This is a genomic window from Mesorhizobium sp. M1169 (assembly GCF_040318345.1).
GTDB lineage: Bacteria > Pseudomonadota > Alphaproteobacteria > Rhizobiales > Rhizobiaceae > Mesorhizobium.
Map to the genome: position 1 here is coordinate 76,319 of NZ_JAMYME010000004.1, position 16,870 is coordinate 93,188.

The 16,870-nt window shown below is 62.5% G+C and carries 18 protein-coding genes; 11 read left to right on the forward strand and 7 right to left on the reverse strand.

Going from position 1 to position 16,870, the window contains the following annotated elements; translation table 11 throughout:
* The first annotated feature begins 290 nt into the window (after window positions 1-290).
* Window positions 291-1,493 carry an aromatic ring-hydroxylating oxygenase subunit alpha gene (locus tag NKH41_RS05550; protein ID WP_352767484.1) on the forward strand — a complete coding sequence of 401 codons (1,203 nt, stop codon included), beginning with the start codon at window positions 291-293 and terminating at the stop codon, window positions 1,491-1,493.
* Window positions 1,494-1,504: 11 nt separating this feature from the next.
* Here the strand turns inward: NKH41_RS05550 and NKH41_RS05555 are convergent, their stop codons facing one another.
* From NKH41_RS05555 to NKH41_RS05565, 3 genes are all read right to left on the reverse strand, one after another.
* Entirely contained in the window at window positions 1,505-2,272 is a 768-nt protein-coding gene (locus tag NKH41_RS05555) for a DUF429 domain-containing protein (protein WP_352767676.1), read from the reverse strand.
* Between the two features lie 62 nt (window positions 2,273-2,334).
* Complete coding sequence (gene pdxY / locus NKH41_RS05560) at window positions 2,335-3,219, reverse strand: pyridoxal kinase PdxY (RefSeq protein WP_352470715.1); 885 nt, start codon at window positions 3,217-3,219, stop codon at window positions 2,335-2,337.
* Between the two features lie 9 nt (window positions 3,220-3,228).
* Window positions 3,229-3,480 carry a hypothetical protein gene (locus NKH41_RS05565; RefSeq protein WP_352701295.1) on the reverse strand — a complete coding sequence of 84 codons (252 nt, stop codon included), beginning with the start codon at window positions 3,478-3,480 and terminating at the stop codon, window positions 3,229-3,231.
* 161 nt (window positions 3,481-3,641) lie between these two features.
* Between NKH41_RS05565 and NKH41_RS05570 the strand changes: the two genes are divergently transcribed.
* The 6 genes from NKH41_RS05570 (at window position 3,642) to ppa (ending at window position 8,111) form a co-directional block, all read left to right on the forward strand.
* Window positions 3,642-4,286, forward strand: a complete 645-nt coding sequence (locus tag NKH41_RS05570) for a LemA family protein (protein WP_352470713.1) — start codon at window positions 3,642-3,644, stop codon at window positions 4,284-4,286.
* Between the two features lie 167 nt (window positions 4,287-4,453).
* Window positions 4,454-5,296 (forward strand): TPM domain-containing protein, encoded by an 843-nt coding sequence (locus NKH41_RS05575; RefSeq protein WP_352767486.1) that lies wholly within the window; start codon window positions 4,454-4,456, stop codon window positions 5,294-5,296.
* Between the two features lie 52 nt (window positions 5,297-5,348).
* Complete coding sequence (locus tag NKH41_RS05580; protein WP_352636960.1) at window positions 5,349-6,191, forward strand: TPM domain-containing protein; 843 nt, start codon at window positions 5,349-5,351, stop codon at window positions 6,189-6,191.
* A gap of 10 nt (window positions 6,192-6,201) precedes the next feature.
* Window positions 6,202-6,840: a TPM domain-containing protein gene (locus tag NKH41_RS05585; RefSeq protein WP_352767488.1), complete on the forward strand. Its 639-nt coding sequence runs from the start codon at window positions 6,202-6,204 to the stop codon at window positions 6,838-6,840.
* A gap of 117 nt (window positions 6,841-6,957) precedes the next feature.
* Window positions 6,958-7,464 (forward strand): GNAT family N-acetyltransferase, encoded by a 507-nt coding sequence (locus NKH41_RS05590; protein ID WP_023678138.1) that lies wholly within the window; start codon window positions 6,958-6,960, stop codon window positions 7,462-7,464.
* Between the two features lie 116 nt (window positions 7,465-7,580).
* Entirely contained in the window at window positions 7,581-8,111 is a 531-nt protein-coding gene (gene ppa, locus NKH41_RS05595) for an inorganic diphosphatase (RefSeq protein WP_352451245.1), read from the forward strand.
* Between the two features lie 17 nt (window positions 8,112-8,128).
* Here ppa and NKH41_RS05600 read toward each other — a convergent pair whose 3' ends face one another.
* Together NKH41_RS05600 and NKH41_RS05605 are read right to left on the reverse strand one after the other, a co-directional pair.
* Window positions 8,129-8,719 carry a hypothetical protein gene (locus NKH41_RS05600; RefSeq protein WP_352767490.1) on the reverse strand — a complete coding sequence of 197 codons (591 nt, stop codon included), beginning with the start codon at window positions 8,717-8,719 and terminating at the stop codon, window positions 8,129-8,131.
* Window positions 8,720-8,817: 98 nt separating this feature from the next.
* A complete protein-coding gene (locus tag NKH41_RS05605; protein ID WP_352767492.1) occupies window positions 8,818-9,423 on the reverse strand; it encodes a TetR/AcrR family transcriptional regulator in 606 nt (201 codons plus the stop codon).
* Between the two features lie 82 nt (window positions 9,424-9,505).
* Between NKH41_RS05605 and NKH41_RS05610 the strand changes: the two genes are divergently transcribed.
* Both NKH41_RS05610 and NKH41_RS05615 read left to right on the forward strand, forming a co-directional pair.
* Entirely contained in the window at window positions 9,506-10,789 is a 1,284-nt protein-coding gene (locus NKH41_RS05610; protein WP_352767494.1) for an MFS transporter, read from the forward strand.
* Between the two features lie 279 nt (window positions 10,790-11,068).
* The gene (locus NKH41_RS05615) at window positions 11,069-12,436 is read left to right on the forward strand and encodes an alkaline phosphatase D family protein (RefSeq protein ID WP_352932243.1); all 1,368 of its coding nucleotides are present in this window, start codon (window positions 11,069-11,071) and stop codon (window positions 12,434-12,436) included.
* A 47-nt stretch (window positions 12,437-12,483) separates the two neighbouring features.
* Here the strand turns inward: NKH41_RS05615 and NKH41_RS05620 are convergent, their stop codons facing one another.
* Entirely contained in the window at window positions 12,484-12,765 is a 282-nt protein-coding gene (locus tag NKH41_RS05620; RefSeq protein ID WP_352451242.1) for a hypothetical protein, read from the reverse strand.
* A 198-nt stretch (window positions 12,766-12,963) separates the two neighbouring features.
* On the opposite strand from NKH41_RS05620, the gene typA reads away from it, so the two are divergent.
* Both typA and NKH41_RS05630 read left to right on the forward strand, forming a co-directional pair.
* Entirely contained in the window at window positions 12,964-14,793 is a 1,830-nt protein-coding gene (gene typA / locus NKH41_RS05625; RefSeq protein ID WP_352451241.1) for a translational GTPase TypA, read from the forward strand.
* A gap of 241 nt (window positions 14,794-15,034) precedes the next feature.
* Entirely contained in the window at window positions 15,035-15,781 is a 747-nt protein-coding gene (locus NKH41_RS05630; RefSeq protein ID WP_352767498.1) for a M48 family metalloprotease, read from the forward strand.
* Between the two features lie 110 nt (window positions 15,782-15,891).
* Here NKH41_RS05630 and NKH41_RS05635 read toward each other — a convergent pair whose 3' ends face one another.
* Window positions 15,892-16,518, reverse strand: a complete 627-nt coding sequence (locus NKH41_RS05635; RefSeq protein ID WP_352767500.1) for a DUF1062 domain-containing protein — start codon at window positions 16,516-16,518, stop codon at window positions 15,892-15,894.
* Window positions 16,519-16,870 lie beyond the last annotated feature (352 nt).

Below are 16,870 nucleotides of genomic sequence, written 5' to 3' on the forward strand. Positions count from 1 at the left end.
AACCGATCCGGCGTAGCTGGCAGCACCGGTGGCATTCTCTGCTCGTTTTCCGCTACCCACGGCACCAGATCCACGTCGCCTTTCCAGGCCCACGGAGCGTCGGGCGCTCAACAAGTGTAAGGGGATTAACGTCTGGAATTCCCGGGATTTTCCCGGCTTCGATCGTTCGGACTGGGCTCTCGAATCCCGTTCGATTTCCCGTCAAGACTTCGCCCCATTTTTCCAAGCCATTGCATTTCAATGGAAAATATGCTTTTATTGAACGACCATTCAATAAATAAAGAGCCTTTATGAACCCGCATCTGCGTGACGTGGCAATCCCCAACGATTGGGATCGGCGGGGGCTGCCGGGCTGGAGCTATCATTCCGACGCCTTGCTCGAACTCGAGAAAGCGCACGTCTTCCGCAACCATTGGCAGATCGCCGGCCATGTCTGCGACGTGCCGAACGCCGGCGACTATCTGACGATGGATGTGGTCGGCGAGCGGGCGCTGATCGTGCGCGGCAAGGATGGCGTTGTGCGCGCCTTCAACAATATGTGCCGCCACCGCGGCAGTCGCGTCGTTGCCGACAGCCAGGGCACTTGCAAGAATGCGCTGGTCTGCCCCTTTCATGGCTGGGTCTACAATCTCGACGGCACGCTGCGCGGTGCTGCCCGCCCCCGTTCATTCCCCGACCTCGACAAGACCGATTTCGGCCTGATGCCGCTCGAGCTCGAAATCTGGATGGGCTTCATCTTCATCCGTTTCCGCAAGGGTGGGCCGCAGCCATCGGTTGCCGAGCTGTTGAAGCCGATCGAAGCCGAGATTGCCCATTACGGCGTCGCCGAGATGGTGCCATCCTGGGGCATCTGGACCCAAAGGACGCCGGTCAACTGGAAGTCGGTGCGCGATGTCGACAATGAAGGCTACCACGTCGCCATGGCGCATCCGGCGCTGCAGGACCTTTACGGTGCGACATATTTCGACGAGCCGTTCGTCAACGGCGTGTCGCGCTCGTTCGCCACCTACAATCCGCATGCCGGACGGCGCTGGAGCGTCGCGCAGTACATCAAGCTCGCACCCGAGGCGAAGCACCTGCCGGAACACCTGCGCAAGGCCTGGATCTACTACGGCATCTTCCCGAACAACGTGCTGTCGATCATGCCGGAATCGGTGCAGTTCTATCAGGAATTTCCGCTGTCGACGGGTGAGACGCTGCTGCGCGGCGCCATCTACCGCTATCGCGACGAGACCAGGGAACAGGCGGCAGCCCGCTACCTATCCTACCGCATCGACCGCGACACGCTGGCCGAGGACGTGCAGCTTTCGATATGGTCCAACGAATCCATGCTGTCCGAAGCCTTCGGAGGTTTTTACCTCTCCGATCTCGAATATGGCGTGCGCACCCACCACGACCATTTGCGTAAGCAAGTTCCCGTGCTCGGATTGGAGACCGCGCCCGAGGAAAAGGATATGTGGGCACTCAACGAGGCGCTCAGATCACGCTCCTGACGCCCCGGTCCTCAGGCCCAAATGGCGACCGGAATGCCGAAACGATCGGCGAGCGGCGGATCCGGAAATGGCATTGCCTTGCCTCTGACGATGCGTCCGGCAACCACCATCATCGCCGCGGCGTCGAGGAAATCGTCGGCGGCCGCGCCGCGCGGCGGCGTCTGGTCGAGAAAATTTTGGCTATAACCATGCTGGGCAAGCAGCGCCTTGCGTTCGGCCATGCCGGCCGGATTGATGTTGCCCCTGATCTTCTTCGGCAGGCGCATAGCGCGGTCGCCGTTCAGTTTGCAGAAGGCAACTTCCGGATGCGATTCGAAGACGCGGCTGCGCAGTTCGGGCCGCGCGATCAGCAGCGAATCGATCTCGCGGATCTTGGCGAAGATGCCGAAGGCCTGGATCGAGACACCGCGCGGCGGATCTGAGGTTGTCCTGGCCACCTCGCTTGCCTTGCGATGTGCGGCGTACCAGGCATCGACCGTGGTGAAGGCTTCGATCTCCGCGTAGAGCGCGGCGCGGGAGGGGATGGCAAAGACACTGGACTGCCGCGCCCCGAGCAGCGGCCGCACCAGCGCCTCCGGGCCGCGACCGCCTCGTTGCGAGAAATCGGGCAGGCCGATTGGCATATCGACCGCTACCAACGAGTCGGCGGGCAGTCGGTCGAGCAACGCCGCGAAGCTCGGGAAAACGGCTGTCGACGGTGCCGCACCAGGATCGCGGCGGACGGCTATCCAGCCGGCCTTGCAACCGTCGACGCCGACAAGCACAACACCCCAGGGCATAACATCGTCGGGCGCAACATCCTCGGGCGCATCATCCTGGGGCACGGCGTCTTCGGCCTGCGTCACGCCCGGCGGTCCCGTTCCGGATGCAGCAGATGGCGAAGCTGCACCATCGCCATCGGGTGCGACAGGCTCTGGGCATCGGTCTCGAGCTGCAACTCGTCGCCGCCGCGCTTGGCGGTCCGCGCCAGGATCTCGTAGACCGCCGCCGTGGTCGATTGCAGCGCCTTGGCGGCCGGCTGGCCGGACAGGATCCGCGCCAGGTAGACGGCAGCCGTCAGGTCGCCGAGCCCATTCGGCGGCTTGTCGATGAGCCGGTGTTCGGCAAGCAGTGCCTCTCTGCCGGCGAGCAGCAAATTGCCGGTGCCGCCGGCCATCATCGCCGGCGCCGATGTGACCAGCATGGCCGGTGGGCCGGCCTGCAGGGCTGCAGCCATTGCCGATTTCAAGTCGGGCAGCGGCGCTCCGGCCATCCATTCCAGCTCGTAGCGGTTGGGCGTGGCGATATCGGCGATCGGCATCAGCCGGTCGCGCATGGCGATTGCGGTCGGCTCAGGTACGTAGAGCCCGCCCGAATCGCCCATCACCGGATCGCAGATATAGAGGGCGTCCGGCGTCTTCGCCTTGACCGCGCCGACCAGCGAAGCGACGGCTTCGGCCTGGCCAGCCTCGCCGAGATAGCCGGACAGCACGGCGCCGACCTCGCCCAGCCACGGCGCGCGCTCGAGGTCGGCCATCAGCGCCTTGAACTGGTCCAGCGGCGGCACAATGCGGGTGGCCCGGCCATGGCCCGGATGCCAGGGCAGGATGACGGTCGGCACCGCCCAAACCGGAAAGCCGAGCGTCTCCAGCGCAAAGACAGCGGCACGGTTGCCGACCGAGCCACGGGCGACATGGCTGGAGACGACGATGACCGCGCGCGGCGCGTCGGTTTTTTCGGCACTCATTGATTTTTCCTAACTGCCCCTGGTGACGAAAAGCACGAGCCAGATCAACAGGCCGATGGCAATAAGCAAGCCCGCTGCCCGACCGATGCGGGTGCCCCAATATTCGATCGGGTCCGACCGGTCGGCATCGGCCGCAGTGACGTGGTCGCGCGCGCCTTTAGTCGTTCGTGCAAGGAACGAGGTGCCCCCCGGCTCGGTCTCGCGCGCCACCCGTTCGATGATGCGGCGCGATTCCGCGTCGCTGTCGTGGCGTTTCGCCATGGTGATGTCCCGTTTTATGCCGAGCTTAACCCGTTCGCCTCGTCTGTCACAGGGCCCGACGGCGAATGGCAGAAACCAGTAACACTTCTCTGCCGAAGTCATTTTCTTACGCAAGGATTGTGCTAATGCTTCGCCTGCCAATGCTATCGAGGGGACTTATCATGCTTGCCCAGCGCCTTTCTTCGCCGCCAATCTTTCGTAATTTAGCTGCGTTCCTGGTCATGGCCGTCATGCTGCCGCTGCTTGCCGGCTGCGGCTACAACACCATTCCAACAGCTGAGGAAAACGCCAAGGCCGCATGGAGCGAGGTGTTGAATCAATACCAGCGCCGCGCCGATCTCATCCCCAATCTGGTCAACACGGTCAAGGGCTACGCCGCGCACGAGAAGGACACGCTCGATGCCGTGGTCGAAGCGCGGGCCAAGGCGACGCAGGTGACCGTGACGCCGGAAACGCTGAACAATCCGGAAGCCTTCAAGAAATTCCAGGACAGCCAGGCCGGCCTGACCAGCGCGCTGTCGCGCCTGCTGGCGGTGGTGGAGAACTATCCCGATCTCAAGGCCAACCAGAACTTTCTGGCGCTGCAAGCACAACTCGAAGGCACCGAGAACCGGATCACGGTCGCCCGCCGCGACTATATCCAGGCAGTGAGAGAGTACAATCTGACGCTGAGGACCTTCCCGTCGGTGATCTGGGCGACCTTGTGGTTCCGCGGCAACCAGCCGTTTGCGAATTTCACCATCGAGGAGGATAAGATGCAGCCGCCGAAGGTCGATTTCGGCACCAACACCACGCAAGGCGGGTGAAGAACAGCCGGTGAGCGTGGGCCCTATTGGCCTTGCACTCCGTAGCGCCCCCCTCTGCCCTACCGGGCATCTCCCCCTCCAGGGGGGAGATTGGCAGCTTTGGCTTCACCGCCCATCCTGCATCGTTGGAGATTGGCGAAAACAGCCCTGACAGCCGATCTCCCCCCTTGAGGGGGAGATGTCCGGCAGGACAGAGGGGGGCGCGACAGAACGCCAGCCTGGCCTTCCTGCTCGTCTTCCAAAGCCTTCTCCTCCTCCCTCTCATCGCCTTCGCCGCCGCACTGCCGGCGCTGACCGGACGGGTCGTCGACAATGCCGGCATCATCGATGCCGCGACCGAGGCGGCGCTGACGCAGAAGCTTGCCGAGTTCGAGACCAAAGGGTCCGACCAGATCGTCGTCGCGACCATTCCCAGCCTCGACGGCGAGGAGATCGAGCCTTACGCCAACCGGCTGTTCCGCGCCTGGAAACTGGGCCAGGCGAAGGAGAACAACGGCGTCCTGCTTCTGGTGGCGCCGAACGACCGCAAGATGCGCATCGAAGTCGGCTATGGGCTGGAAGGCACGCTGACCGACCTGCACACCAAGCTGATCATCGAAAACGACATGGTGCCGGCCTTCCGTGCCGGCGATTTCTCCGGCGGCATCAGCAAGGCCGTCGACGACATGATCATGGTGCTGGAGGGCAATCCCGAAGAACTGGAGGCGCGCGGCGAACGCAACCAGCAGCCGCCGTTCAACAGCGACGATCTGTTCTTCACGATCTTCATAGCCATCTGGGCAATCATCTTTTTCGGCGGCCTCGCAGCCTCCATCCTGCCGCCGATCTTCGGCCAGAAGATCGGTCCCGGCCGCTATCGCTGGCTGGGCATGACCTTCGAGCCAAACCGGCGGTCGTCCGGCGGCTGGTCGGGAGGTTCCGGCGGGGGATGGTCGTCGGGTTCAAGCGGTGGCGGGTTTTCCGGCGGCGGCGGTTCGTCCGGCGGCGGCGGCTCCTCGGGAAGTTGGTGACGAGATGACAAGACACGCCATCAGCCCGGTGGAATCCGGCCGTTTCACCAAAATGATCGGCACCGCGCTGTTGGCCATGGCGGTGCTGCTGGTCGGCTTCGCGGCCTTCGCCGCCGCACTGCCGGCGCTGACCGGACGGGTCGTCGACAATGCCGGCATCATCGATGCCGCGACCGAGGCGGCGCTGACGCAGAAGCTTGCCGAGTTCGAGACCAAAGGGTCCGACCAGATCGTCGTCGCGACCATCCCCAGCCTCGACGGCGAGGAGATCGAGCCTTACGCCAACCGGCTGTTCCGCGCCTGGAAACTGGGCCAGGCGAAGGAGAACAACGGCGTCCTGCTTCTGGTGGCGCCGAACGACCGCAAGATGCGCATCGAGGTCGGCTATGGGCTGGAAGGCACGCTGACCGACCTGCATACCAAGCTGATCATCGAAAACGACATGGTGCCGGCCTTCCGTGCCGGCGATTTCTCAGGCGGCATCAGCAAGGCCGTCGACGACATGATCATGGTGCTGGAAGGCAATCCCGAAGAGCTGGAGGCGCGCGGCAAGCGCAATCCGGCGAATGACAATCCTGTCGATCCCATCTTCATGCTGTTCATTGTCCTGTGGGCGACGATGTTCTTCGGCGGCTTGGCAATGGCGTTCCTGCCGCCGATCTTCGGCACGAAGCTGTCGCCGGGCGTGTACAAGTGGCTGGGCATGACGTTCCGCTACGGCCGTGGGCCAGCTTCGTCATCCTCCGGCGGCGGTGGCTGGACGTCCGGGACCTCGTCTGGCAGTGGCTGGTCGTCTGGAAGTTCCGGCAGCAGTTGGTCGTCCGGAAGTTCGGGCGGCGGGTTTTCAGGCGGCGGCGGCTCGTCCGGCGGCGGCGGTTCTTCAGGAAGCTGGTGAGACATCAATCATGGCAACACGACCGATCAGCCCCGAGGATCATGAGCGCATCGCCGGTGCGATCCGCGCTGCCGAATCAAAGACCGACGGCGAGATCTACTGCGTCGTGGCGCATGCCAGCGACGGCTATTTCTTCCCGGCCGCTTTCATGGCGATGCTCGGCATGCTCGTCGTCAGCCTCGCCGTCGGTTATGGGCTGGAAGCCTGGTGGCTGTCGATCCGCTTGCCGCATTTCGTCATCGCAGAGCTTCTGGCGCTTGCCAGTGTGCTCATCCTGTTGTGGGCTTTGCCGGCATTGCGCATCCATTTGGTGCCGAGGCGGCTGCGCTACCAGGCCGCCCACGCCAATGCGATGAAGCAGTTCCTCGCCCGCAACGTCCACCGCACCACGGCGCGCACCGGCGTGCTGGTGTTCGTCTCGATTGCCGAGCGCTATGCCGAGGTGGTCGCCGACAGCGGCATCGATTCTCGTGTCGGCCAGCATGTCTGGGACGGTGTCGTCCGCGACCTTACGGCGCATGCCGGCGACGATCGGCTTGCCGACGGGTTCGTCAAGGCGATCCAAGCAGTCGGTGCGGTACTGGCCGAGCATTTTCCGGTCTCGACCGGCGACAGCAACGAACTGGACGACCATCTGGTCGAGATTTGATCTCGCCAAAAGCGGTTTCGCAGCGTCTCAAGAACGCACCGTCCGGCTGTGTGAAAGCATCGCGGCGGTTGACCGGACTCTTGCAATCGGGCGCGGCGGGTTTATGGTTAACCAATCATGAATACGCTGAGCATCGACATCAGGAAAGCCGAACCGCGCGATGCAGCCGCCATCGCCGACGTGCATCTCGAGGCCTGGCGCGGCGCCTATTCGGGCATCATCCCGCACCGCACGCTGACATCGATGATCAACCGCCGCGGCGCCGACTGGTGGGCGAATGCCATTCGCCGCGCCGCCACCGTTTTGGTCGTCGAAATCGGCGGCAAAATTGCCGGCTATGCGACGATCGGCAAGAACCGCGCCCGCGAACTCAGGCAGCAGGGCGAGATCTACGAACTTTACCTGCGGCCGGAATATCAAGGCATCGGGCTCGGCAGCCGGCTGTTCTCGGCCGCGCGGGCACGGCTGGCCGACCATGGCCTGAAAGGCATGGTGGTCTGGGCGCTGGAAGACAATCAGAACGCACTTGCCTTCTATGCCGGCGCCGGTGGCCGCGATGTTGCCGAAGGCGTCGAGATCTTCGAGCAGAAGGCGCTGAAGAAGGTCGCTTTCGTCTGGGAATGACGGCCAGCGCATGATCCGGCCGGTTTTCGGTTAGGACGGTCTCCCCGTACCATTCGCCGCATTGCACCATTCGCCGTCGCCCGCTATCGATCTGCAATCGAGAGAGGGATAAAGCGATGCGTATCGAAGCGATTGCCAGCGGAAAGAACCCGCCCGAGGACGTCAACGTCATAATCGAGGTGCCGATCGGCGGCGAGCCGATCAAGTACGAGATGGACAAGGAGGCCGGCACGCTGTTCGTCGACCGCTTCCTGCACACTTCGATGCGCTATCCCGGCAATTACGGTTTCGTACCACACACGCTGTCGGGCGACGGTGACCCGATCGACGTATTGGTCTGCAACACGCGCGCGCTGGTGCCAGGCTGCGTCATCAATGTGCGGCCGATCGGCGTGCTGGTGATGGAGGACAATGCGGGCCAGGACGAGAAGGTCATCGCTGTGCCTTCGCCCAAGCTGACCTTGCGCTACGAGGACGTCCACGAATACACGCAATTGCCCGACATCACCCGCCAGCAAGTGCAGCACTTTTTCGAGCACTACAAGGATCTCGAACCCGGCAAATGGGTCAAGATCGAAGGCTGGTACGATGCGGCCTATGCCAAGAAGATGATCGTCGAGGCAATCGAGCGGGCCAGGCGCAAGTAATTATCGGGCGCAAATAATCAGTTGTCGACGCGGCCGAAAGCGGGCGCGTCGCCCAGCACCTCACGCTTGTCCTTGCCGCAGGCGAAGGTGCGTGCCTTCTCGTCGGCAAGCTTGCGCGCCTGATCGTTGGCGGCGGGATTGCCGGTGGCGAGCACAAGGCCGATCGTGCAGCCTTCGTGGGCGTCAGGCTGGGCAACCTTGGCCACAATCAGCACTTCCGTCGACTTGTTCTCGCCCTCGGTATCGCTGATCGAGCGACGATGAATGACGGCGAACGGAATGGCAGTTTTGCCGTTGGTTTCGATCCGCCACTCGACCTTGGGTCCAGCCGAATTGAGGCCGGAAAAGCTTTCCCAGACCGTGGTCATATCGCCAGGTGGAAAGCCGTAGAACAGCGATTCCCGCGCATCGTCGTAGGAAACCAGCACCGGGTAGCCGCGGTAGCCCGAACAGGCGAGATCGGCCCAGTCGCCGTTGCCTTCTTCCGCTTGGGCATAGGTGACGCAGTCCTTCTCCCAATCGAGATCGGTATAGACGCTGGATATGTCGCCGGCCCGGGCCGCCTGGCAGAAACCGGCGAGGGCAAGCGGGATCAAGAGAGCGCGCATGGCGGAACAACTCAGTTCGGGGGGCGCAGCGTACCGTCAAATTTAGCGGCAGCCTAGAGGAAGTCAGGCTGCGCACAGTGGTCTTGTAAAACGGACCACTATTTCTTCAAGCTTGCCTCTATCAGAAGATCGGCGTTGCGGGCCACCGACTTCGCCGGCCCGCCGGCACCGAACAGCTGGCCGCTGATATAGGCGCCCTCGATCAGGAGCAGCAGCCCGTCGCCCAGCGTGTTGGCGTCGCCGGCGCCCATCTCTGCCGCCATGGCACGCAGGCGGCGGCGCAGTTCCTGCTTGTTGGCCTCGCTCACGACGCGGGCCGGATGGCCATGTTCGGGATATTCGACCGCGGCATTGGTCATGCCGCAGCCGCGATAGTCGGGCCTTTGCGTACGCTTGCCGACACGCGTCAGGAAGGCGACGATCTGCGCGCGCGGATCGCCGGGATGGGCATTCACCGCCTCGTCGAAACGCTCCCAGAATTCGAGGTCATAGTGCCGGAGGTAGGATGCGGCCAGCTCATCCTTGGACGGAAAGCTGCGGTAGAGGCTGGGCTTGGTGACGCCGGCACGCCGCACGATCTCGTCGACGCCGATCGCCCTGATGCCTTGCCGGTAGAACAGGTCTCGCGCCACCTGGAGAATCCGTTCGGCGGCGCGAGGCGGCGGTGCGTCATTGGCCTTGATCGTTGGTTCAATGCTTTTCATGCCTGGCCTGCCGATTAGCTGGTTGACAATGTTACCGGTCGGTACGTATGTTTCGCGCTCCTGCAACGTACCGGTCAGTAACATGATAACTCAATCCCGCCCGTTTGGCCAGCGCTACGCTTTCGTCGTGGTCGCCGTCATCTTCCTTTGCCTGCTGATCGCAGCGGGCCTGCGTTCGGCGCCGGCAGTCATGATGCTGCCGCTGGAGAACAGTTTCGGCTGGCGGCGCGACGTGGTGTCGCTGGCGGCGGCCACCGGCATCTTCCTCTATGGCCTGACCGGGCCGTTTGCCGCGGCGCTGATGGAGCGGATCGGGCTGCGCCGCACCTTGCTTGCCGCGCTGCTCTTGATGTCGGGATCGACCGCGCTCAGCCTGTTGATGACCAAACCGTGGCATCTGCTCCTCACCTGGGGCGTGTTTTCCGGCGTCAGCTCGGGCGCCGTCGCCACCGTGCTCGGCGCGACCATCGTCAACCGCTGGTTCAAGACCAATCGCGGCTTGGTGATGGGACTGATGTCGGCGTCCAGTGCCACCGGGCTGCTGGTCTTCCTGCCGCTGCTCGCCTCGCTCGCCCAGTCGGGCGGCTGGAAGCCGGTCGCCATCGCCATTGCCGTGGCCACCGCCTGCCTGGTGCCGCTGGTCTATATGCTGGTGCCGGAGCGCCCGGCGTCGATCGGCATGGTCCGCTATGGCGCCGATGCCGACGACGTGCCGCCGGTGCCGCCAGCCTCGCAAGGCAATTTCCTTTCGCATACATTGAGCACGCTGCGCCGCGCCGCCGGCACGCGCGTGTTCTGGTATCTGTTCGCCACCTTCTTCGTTTGCGGCTTCACCACCAATGGGTTGGTCGGCACGCATCTGATCGCCTTTTGCGGCGATATGGGCATCGGCGAAGTGCAGGCCGCAGGCCTGCTGTCGATGATGGGCATCTTCGACCTGATCGGCACGACGCTGTCGGGCTGGCTCACCGACCGTTTCGACCCGCGCAAGCTGCTCGGCGTCTATTACGGCATTCGCGGCCTGTCGCTGATCTATCTGCCCTATTCCGGCTTCTCGGCGACCAGCCTGATCATCTTCGCGGTGTTTTACGGACTGGACTGGATCGCCACGGTGCCGCCGACGCTCAGGCTTTCCAACGAGGCGTTCGGCGACCGCAGCGGGCCGATCGTCTTCGGCTGGATCGTCGCCGGCCATCAGGTTGGCGCCGCGACAGCGGCCTTCTTCGGCGGCACCATGCGCGAGCTGCAAGGCAATTACGAGCTTGCCTTCCTGATCGCCGGTATGACGGCAATAGCCGCCGCCTGCATCTCGCTGTTGATCAACACCAGCCGCCCGGCGTTTGATCCGGAACCGCAGGCGGCGTAGGGCGCAATCGGCCGTGCTAATCTCCCCCCTTGAGGGGGAGATGGCCGCGAAGCGGCCAGAGGGGGTCGGTCCAACGGGGCTCGGCCCCTTATCGCAGGCGCAAGAGGTCGGTGCTCCATCCGAGACGACCCCCTCTGTCGCCTTCGGCGACATCTCCCCCTCGAGGGGGGAGATTCGCCAGCCTGTTCACTGTTATCAAACCTTCATCGTTTCGAAATGTGCCTGAAACATTGAAGCTGGAGCTTGGCGGCGACGTTCAATGCCATCCAGGAGACAGCCATGAACAAGATTTCGATGACGCGGCGCGCTTTCGTCACGTCGGCCAGCGCCGTTGGCCTGGTCGGCGCCTCGGGCCTCGCCCTTCCCTATTACTCGCGCGCCAATCAGCGCCCGGCGTTCACCCATGGCATCCAATCCGGCGACGTCGACGCCACCAGCGGCATGGTCTGGACACGCACCGACCGGCCGTCGCGCGTCATGTTCGAGGTGTCGTCGACCGAAAGCTTCACCAATGCCGTCCGCCTGGCGCCGCTCGATACCTCGCCGGCCAGCGACTATACGGTGAAGCGGCTGCTTACCGATCTCGCCTCCGACCAGGACATCTTCTACCGCATGGTCGCGGCCGATCTTGCCGACATCAACGCCGTTTCCGAGCCGGTCGTCGGCCGCTTCCGCACGGCACCTGCCTCGAAGCGCGACATTCGCTTTGCCTGGTCGGGCGACACCGCCGGCCAAGGTTGGGGCATCGACGAGACCGGCATGAAGACCTACGCCGCCATTGCCAAGCACACGCCCGACTTCTTCCTGCATTCGGGCGATACGATCTATGCCGATGGTGCGATGAAGGACGAGGTCGACCTGCCCAACGGCGGCAAGTGGAAAAACAAAGTGCTGATCGACGAGAAGCGCAAGGTTGCCGAGACGCTGGACGAATACCGGGCGCAGTGGAAATACAACATGATGGACAGGCATGTGCTGGCGCTCAGCGCCATCTGTCCGACCTTCTATCAGTGGGATGACCACGAGGTGCTGAACAACTGGTCGGACTCGAAGGACCTGAGCGCCGACGATCGCTACACTGAAAAATCCATCCATGTGCTGGCGGCACGTGCGGCGCGCGCCTTCCACGAAATGACGACGATCCGTTACGAGCCGTCGGAGCCCGGCCGCGTCTACCGCAAGATCGCCTATGGTCCGCTGCTCGACGTGTTCTTCCTCGACATGCGTTCCTACCGCGGCCCCAACGGTCCGGATATGCAGGAGACGATGACGCCGCAATCGCGCATCCTCGGTGAACAGCAGATCAAGTGGCTGAAGCGTGAACTGGCGAATTCCAACGCAACCTGGAAAATCATTGCCGCCGACATGCCGCTCGGCCTCGTCGTCTGGAACGACGGCACCAAGAAGGTAGGGGCCGAGGCGGTCAGCAATGGCGACAATGGCCCGGCCATGACATTCGGCCCGGAGCTGAAGTTCATAAAGGCACCAACTGCCGAACAGGGTCAAAACCTGGCGCCTTCGGCCGGCCTGCAGTTCTTCGGGCTCGTCGAGATCGATGGCGCCACCGAACAGTTGACGGTGCGGCTGATGGATCGCGACGACAGCGAACTCTACAAGGTCACGCTTGATCCGGTGCGGTCGGCGTGAGCGACGGCGCCACTACCCTCGGGCCAGCCCGAGGGTAGGAACGTATATCAATCGGGATAGCAGACGACGGGAATGTTGGGCCAGACGGCGCTGTCGCATCCGGCATTTTGCTGCCGCTGCTTGAAGGCGGCGCTGACCGGCCCGGTCACCACCGGATCGACGCCATCGGGAGCATCGGCAAAAAGCTGCTCCGCCGACGGCTTGTCGGACGGCAAAGCAGACCGCGTCTCCTTGAACGACGCCGCCGATTGCGCCGCGCCGGCCGCGAGGAGGACGGCGAGCGCGGTACATGCCAAAATCGGCCGGAGTTTGATGCCTATCTCGATCATGAAATTCGAACTGTCCGGACCATGAAAGGTTCCGCCTTGGTTAATAATTCCACTTCACACCAAGACATTTAAGATTTGGTGACTTTATTTGGTGGCTCGCCTCCTCTTTCGCAATTGCGAAAAACCCTGTATGAGCCGCCCAACCGAAAGAGGCAGCGCCTTTTGGCCTGCTGCCTGCAACGCTCCCGAGACCGAAACATGAAAATCCGCAATATCGCGATCATCGCGCACGTCGACCATGGAAAAACCACCCTCGTCGACCAGCTTCTGAAACAGTCCGGCTCGTTCCGCGACAACCAGCGCGTCGCCGAGCGCGCCATGGATTCGAACGACCTCGAAAAGGAACGCGGCATCACCATCCTGGCCAAGGCGACCTCGGTCGACTGGAAGGACACCCGCATCAACATCGTCGACACGCCCGGCCACGCCGACTTCGGCGGCGAGGTCGAGCGCATTCTGTCGATGGTGGATTCGGCCATCGTGCTGGTCGACGCCGCCGAGGGGCCGATGCCGCAGACCAAATTCGTGGTCGGCAAGGCACTCAAGGTTGGACTGAAGCCGATCGTCGTCATCAACAAGATCGACCGGCCAGATGCCCGCCACGTCGAAGTGGTGAACGAGGTGTTCGATCTTTTTGCAGCACTTGACGCTACCGACGAGCAGCTCGACTTCCCTATCCTTTACGGTTCAGGCCGCGACGGCTGGGTCTCGGAAAACCCCGAAGGTCCGAAGGACCAGGCTCTGGCGCCGCTGTTCGACCTCGTCATCAAGCACGTGCCGGCCCCGACCGTTCATCCCGGCCCATTCCGCATGATCGGCACCATCCTGGAAGCCAATCCTTTCCTCGGCCGCATCATCACCGGCCGTATCGAATCCGGCACGCTGAAATCCAACCAGGCGGTCAAGGTGCTGCACCATGACGGCACCCAGGTCGAAACCGGCCGAATCTCGAAAATCCTTGCTTTCCGCGGGCTCGAGCGCCAGCCCATTGACGAGGCGCAGGCGGGCGACATCGTCGCCATCGCCGGCCTGTCGAAAGGCACTGTCGCCGACACCTTCTGCGACCTGTCGGTGACCGAGCCGCTGCACGCGCAGCCGATCGATCCGCCGACTGTGACGATGTCTTTCCTCGTCAACGATTCGCCGCTGGCCGGTACCGAAGGCGACAAGGTGACCAGCCGCGTCATCCGCGACCGCCTGCTGCGCGAGGCCGAAGGCAATGTCGCGCTGAAGATCGAGGAATCACCTGACAAGGATTCGTTCTTCGTTTCCGGCCGCGGCGAATTGCAGCTGGCCGTGCTGATCGAGACGATGCGCCGCGAAGGTTTTGAGATCGCCGTGTCGCGGCCGCGCGTCGTCATGCAGAAGGGCGATAGCGGCGAATTGCTGGAGCCGGTCGAGGAAGTCGTCATCGACGTCGACGAGGAGCATGCCGGCGTCGTCGTGCAGAAGATGTCGGAGCGCAAGGCCGAGATGGTCGAGCTTCGCCCTTCGGGCGGCAATCGCCAGCGCATCGTCTTCCACGCACCGACGCGCGGGCTGATCGGCTACCAGTCGGAACTGTTGACCGACACGCGAGGCACCGCTGTGATGAACCGGCTGTTCCATGCCTATGAACCTTACAAGGGTGAGCTGCCAGGCCGTACCAACGGCGTGCTGATCTCCAACGAACAGGGTGAATCGGTGGCGTACGCCATGTGGAACCTGGAAGACCGTGGCCCGATGGTCATCGACCCGGGCGTCAAGGTCTATCAGGGCATGATCATCGGCATCCATTCCAGGGACAACGACCTCGAAGTCAACGTGCTCAAGGGCAAGAAGCTGACCAACATCCGCGCCGCCGGCAAGGACGAGGCGGTAAAGCTGACACCGCCGATCCGCATGACGCTGGAACGCGCGCTGGCCTGGATCCAGGACGACGAGTTGGTCGAAGTGACGCCGAAGACCATCCGCCTGCGCAAGCTCTATCTCGATCCGAATGAGCGCAAGCGTTTTGAGAAGTCGGCGAAAGTGGTCGGCGCGGCGTAAGAGCTTTTATTCTGGGCGGAATGGAGGGGCGAAACACGCGTTCCTTCCCGCTGAGCGGACACGGCTTGTCGCCAGAAGGAATGTGGCGCCGGCCGCTCAGTGTCTCTTCAGAGGCTACAGCGGAGTCGTCGCAATACCATGATATTTTCGCTCTCTCCTTCTTTGTCACGGTAGTTTAGCTGTGGGTAAAGGCGGGGAAACGGGTGTGGGAAATGCCGTTCAGGCTTTCGTCCGGAGCCTTATGCAAGATGACATGCGGCGAAGGCTCGTTGCTCACAAGAATCTTGTTGGATTTGGCAATGCAGTATTGCCAGCGATCGAGCACGAACTTGCAAGGATCGATCTAGGCAAGGTTTCCCATCACGAAATCGCAACGCTTGTGGCGGGCCTCGCTACTGCTCTGCACGATATCAACGAAGATGCATCCCGACGATATATGTCGGCTTCGCTCGCAAGACCGATAACTCCCCTCATGCGAGCTGCGCTCCGCAGCATCGTCCGCTTTACAATGGACGACTGGCGGCGGTCTTCGGTCGGCGGCATCATTGTTCTGGAGCATGGCAAGCTCGACAGTCGCTTTGAAGCCTCTCGGCACGTTGGCCGCTGGCTCGCAAATGTACCTGAAGCCGATCTGGTTGGCATTTCGCGAATCTACATAATCCCGGAACCTCCCGAGCCCGAATTCGCCGGTACCTACCTCCAGGCGGTATCGGTCATCGAGATTGTCTGGCGACGCCCATCCGAGCACAGGATTGGGAACGCAGTTCGGAGATTCATGATCGAGAAAACGCTCTATCATGAGGTAGGACACCACGCGCTGCAGCATGTCGAATCTGGACAGGATCCTGATCAGGAACGGCAGGCAGACCGTTACGCATGGAAAATGATGCGCAAGGCACATCCCAATCTATCGATGCTTACTCTTCCCTTGCGATTCCTTGGCGCGTTTCACCGAAGGAAAAATGCCAAGGATTTGGAAACAGCTTAGGATTGCGTTTCGGGAAATCGGCGAAAGTGGTCGGCGCGGCGCAAGTTTCTTTCTTGTAGTCTGCAACAACGAGGGAAGGGAGCACTCGTGTGCTCCCTTCCCTCGTTGTTTCATCCGCCGGCAGCCGAGATGATGGCTTCCCGGTCGGGCTCGCCGACGAGATAGACGCGGATCGCCGTTCCCGCCCGCGCTGGCCGGCGCAAGGCTTTGGCTCCGTCCGGACCAACCACCAGCAATCGTTTCTCTTCCCAAACCTGTAGCCGCGATCGCGAGACACCGAGTTCGTTGGCGAGCAACCGGTCGAGCCGCAGCGCTGTCGGCATTTCGAGCCAGAGCCGAAGTTCGAGCGCGTTGGTATTTTCCGGTCTATCCCCGAGCACCTGCTTATGAACGGCGGCTTCGGGAAACTCCTCGACGCGCCCGATACTGCTTCGCAATGCGGCAACATCGAAGGCATGGCGCCGCGCCAGGACCGGATTATTGCTTTCGAGCGCCTGCAATATTGCCGGTTCGATATCGCGGCGGCTGCAGCGCTCCAGAATGCCGAAATTCCAGGAATTGTCGCAGTCGATGCAGCGGTAGATCAACCAGGCGTCAATGCGCTTGCCGTTGGCATTGACCCGGAATTTGCCGCTGCAGCGATAGGCTTTCAGGCCGCCGCAGCGATTGCAGTTGAGGTGAGGTCGAGGTGCGGTCTTGGGTGTGATCGTCCAGCGGATACGCAGTATCGAAGGCATGCCGAAAAGCCCTTCCCGTCGGGAAGTTCGTCAGATCGGCGATATCGAGAACCCATGCGGGGACGGCGTGGCGAGAGACTGCGGCAGTTGGAAATCAGGTGTCGCGGGTGGTTATGCGCGACAGCGGTTCAGCAGTGCCAAACCGGTCTCGAACCGCCACCCGAGGAACACATGATGTGAAAACAGGCATCGCGACTGCGACGCCCTGCTCTGTGTTGGGGGAGTTGACGAGACCGGCGGTTACGAAGGCAAAGTGAAGCTCGAAATGATGTCGGGACGACATTTCTAACCGCGAGGTGTCTGGCCGACAAGCCTTCTTTCGGTGGACGCTACTGTCGTCGGACCAGTTGGG

Coding starts and splice junctions, on each gene's coding strand:
- NKH41_RS05600 (WP_352767490.1), bottom strand. CDS start 8,719: ATGCGCGCTCTCTTGATCCCGCTTGCCCTCGCCGGTTTCTGCCAGGCG.
- NKH41_RS05620 (WP_352451242.1), bottom strand. CDS start 12,765: ATGATCGAGATAGGCATCAAACTCCGGCCGATTTTGGCATGTACCGCG.
- NKH41_RS05550 (WP_352767484.1), top strand. CDS start 291: ATGAACCCGCATCTGCGTGACGTGGCAATCCCCAACGATTGGGATCGG.
- NKH41_RS05570 (WP_352470713.1), top strand. CDS start 3,642: ATGCTTGCCCAGCGCCTTTCTTCGCCGCCAATCTTTCGTAATTTAGCT.
- NKH41_RS05635 (WP_352767500.1), bottom strand. CDS start 16,518: ATGCCTTCGATACTGCGTATCCGCTGGACGATCACACCCAAGACCGCA.
- NKH41_RS05590 (WP_023678138.1), top strand. CDS start 6,958: ATGAATACGCTGAGCATCGACATCAGGAAAGCCGAACCGCGCGATGCA.
- NKH41_RS05605 (WP_352767492.1), bottom strand. CDS start 9,423: ATGAAAAGCATTGAACCAACGATCAAGGCCAATGACGCACCGCCGCCT.
- typA (WP_352451241.1), top strand. CDS start 12,964: ATGAAAATCCGCAATATCGCGATCATCGCGCACGTCGACCATGGAAAA.
- NKH41_RS05610 (WP_352767494.1), top strand. CDS start 9,506: ATGATAACTCAATCCCGCCCGTTTGGCCAGCGCTACGCTTTCGTCGTG.
- NKH41_RS05585 (WP_352767488.1), top strand. CDS start 6,202: ATGGCAACACGACCGATCAGCCCCGAGGATCATGAGCGCATCGCCGGT.
- NKH41_RS05565 (WP_352701295.1), bottom strand. CDS start 3,480: ATGGCGAAACGCCACGACAGCGACGCGGAATCGCGCCGCATCATCGAA.
- NKH41_RS05630 (WP_352767498.1), top strand. CDS start 15,035: ATGCAAGATGACATGCGGCGAAGGCTCGTTGCTCACAAGAATCTTGTT.
- pdxY (WP_352470715.1), bottom strand. CDS start 3,219: ATGAGTGCCGAAAAAACCGACGCGCCGCGCGCGGTCATCGTCGTCTCC.
- ppa (WP_352451245.1), top strand. CDS start 7,581: ATGCGTATCGAAGCGATTGCCAGCGGAAAGAACCCGCCCGAGGACGTC.
- NKH41_RS05615 (WP_352932243.1), top strand. CDS start 11,069: ATGAACAAGATTTCGATGACGCGGCGCGCTTTCGTCACGTCGGCCAGC.
- NKH41_RS05555 (WP_352767676.1), bottom strand. CDS start 2,272: ATGCCCTGGGGTGTTGTGCTTGTCGGCGTCGACGGTTGCAAGGCCGGC.
- NKH41_RS05580 (WP_352636960.1), top strand. CDS start 5,349: ATGATCGGCACCGCGCTGTTGGCCATGGCGGTGCTGCTGGTCGGCTTC.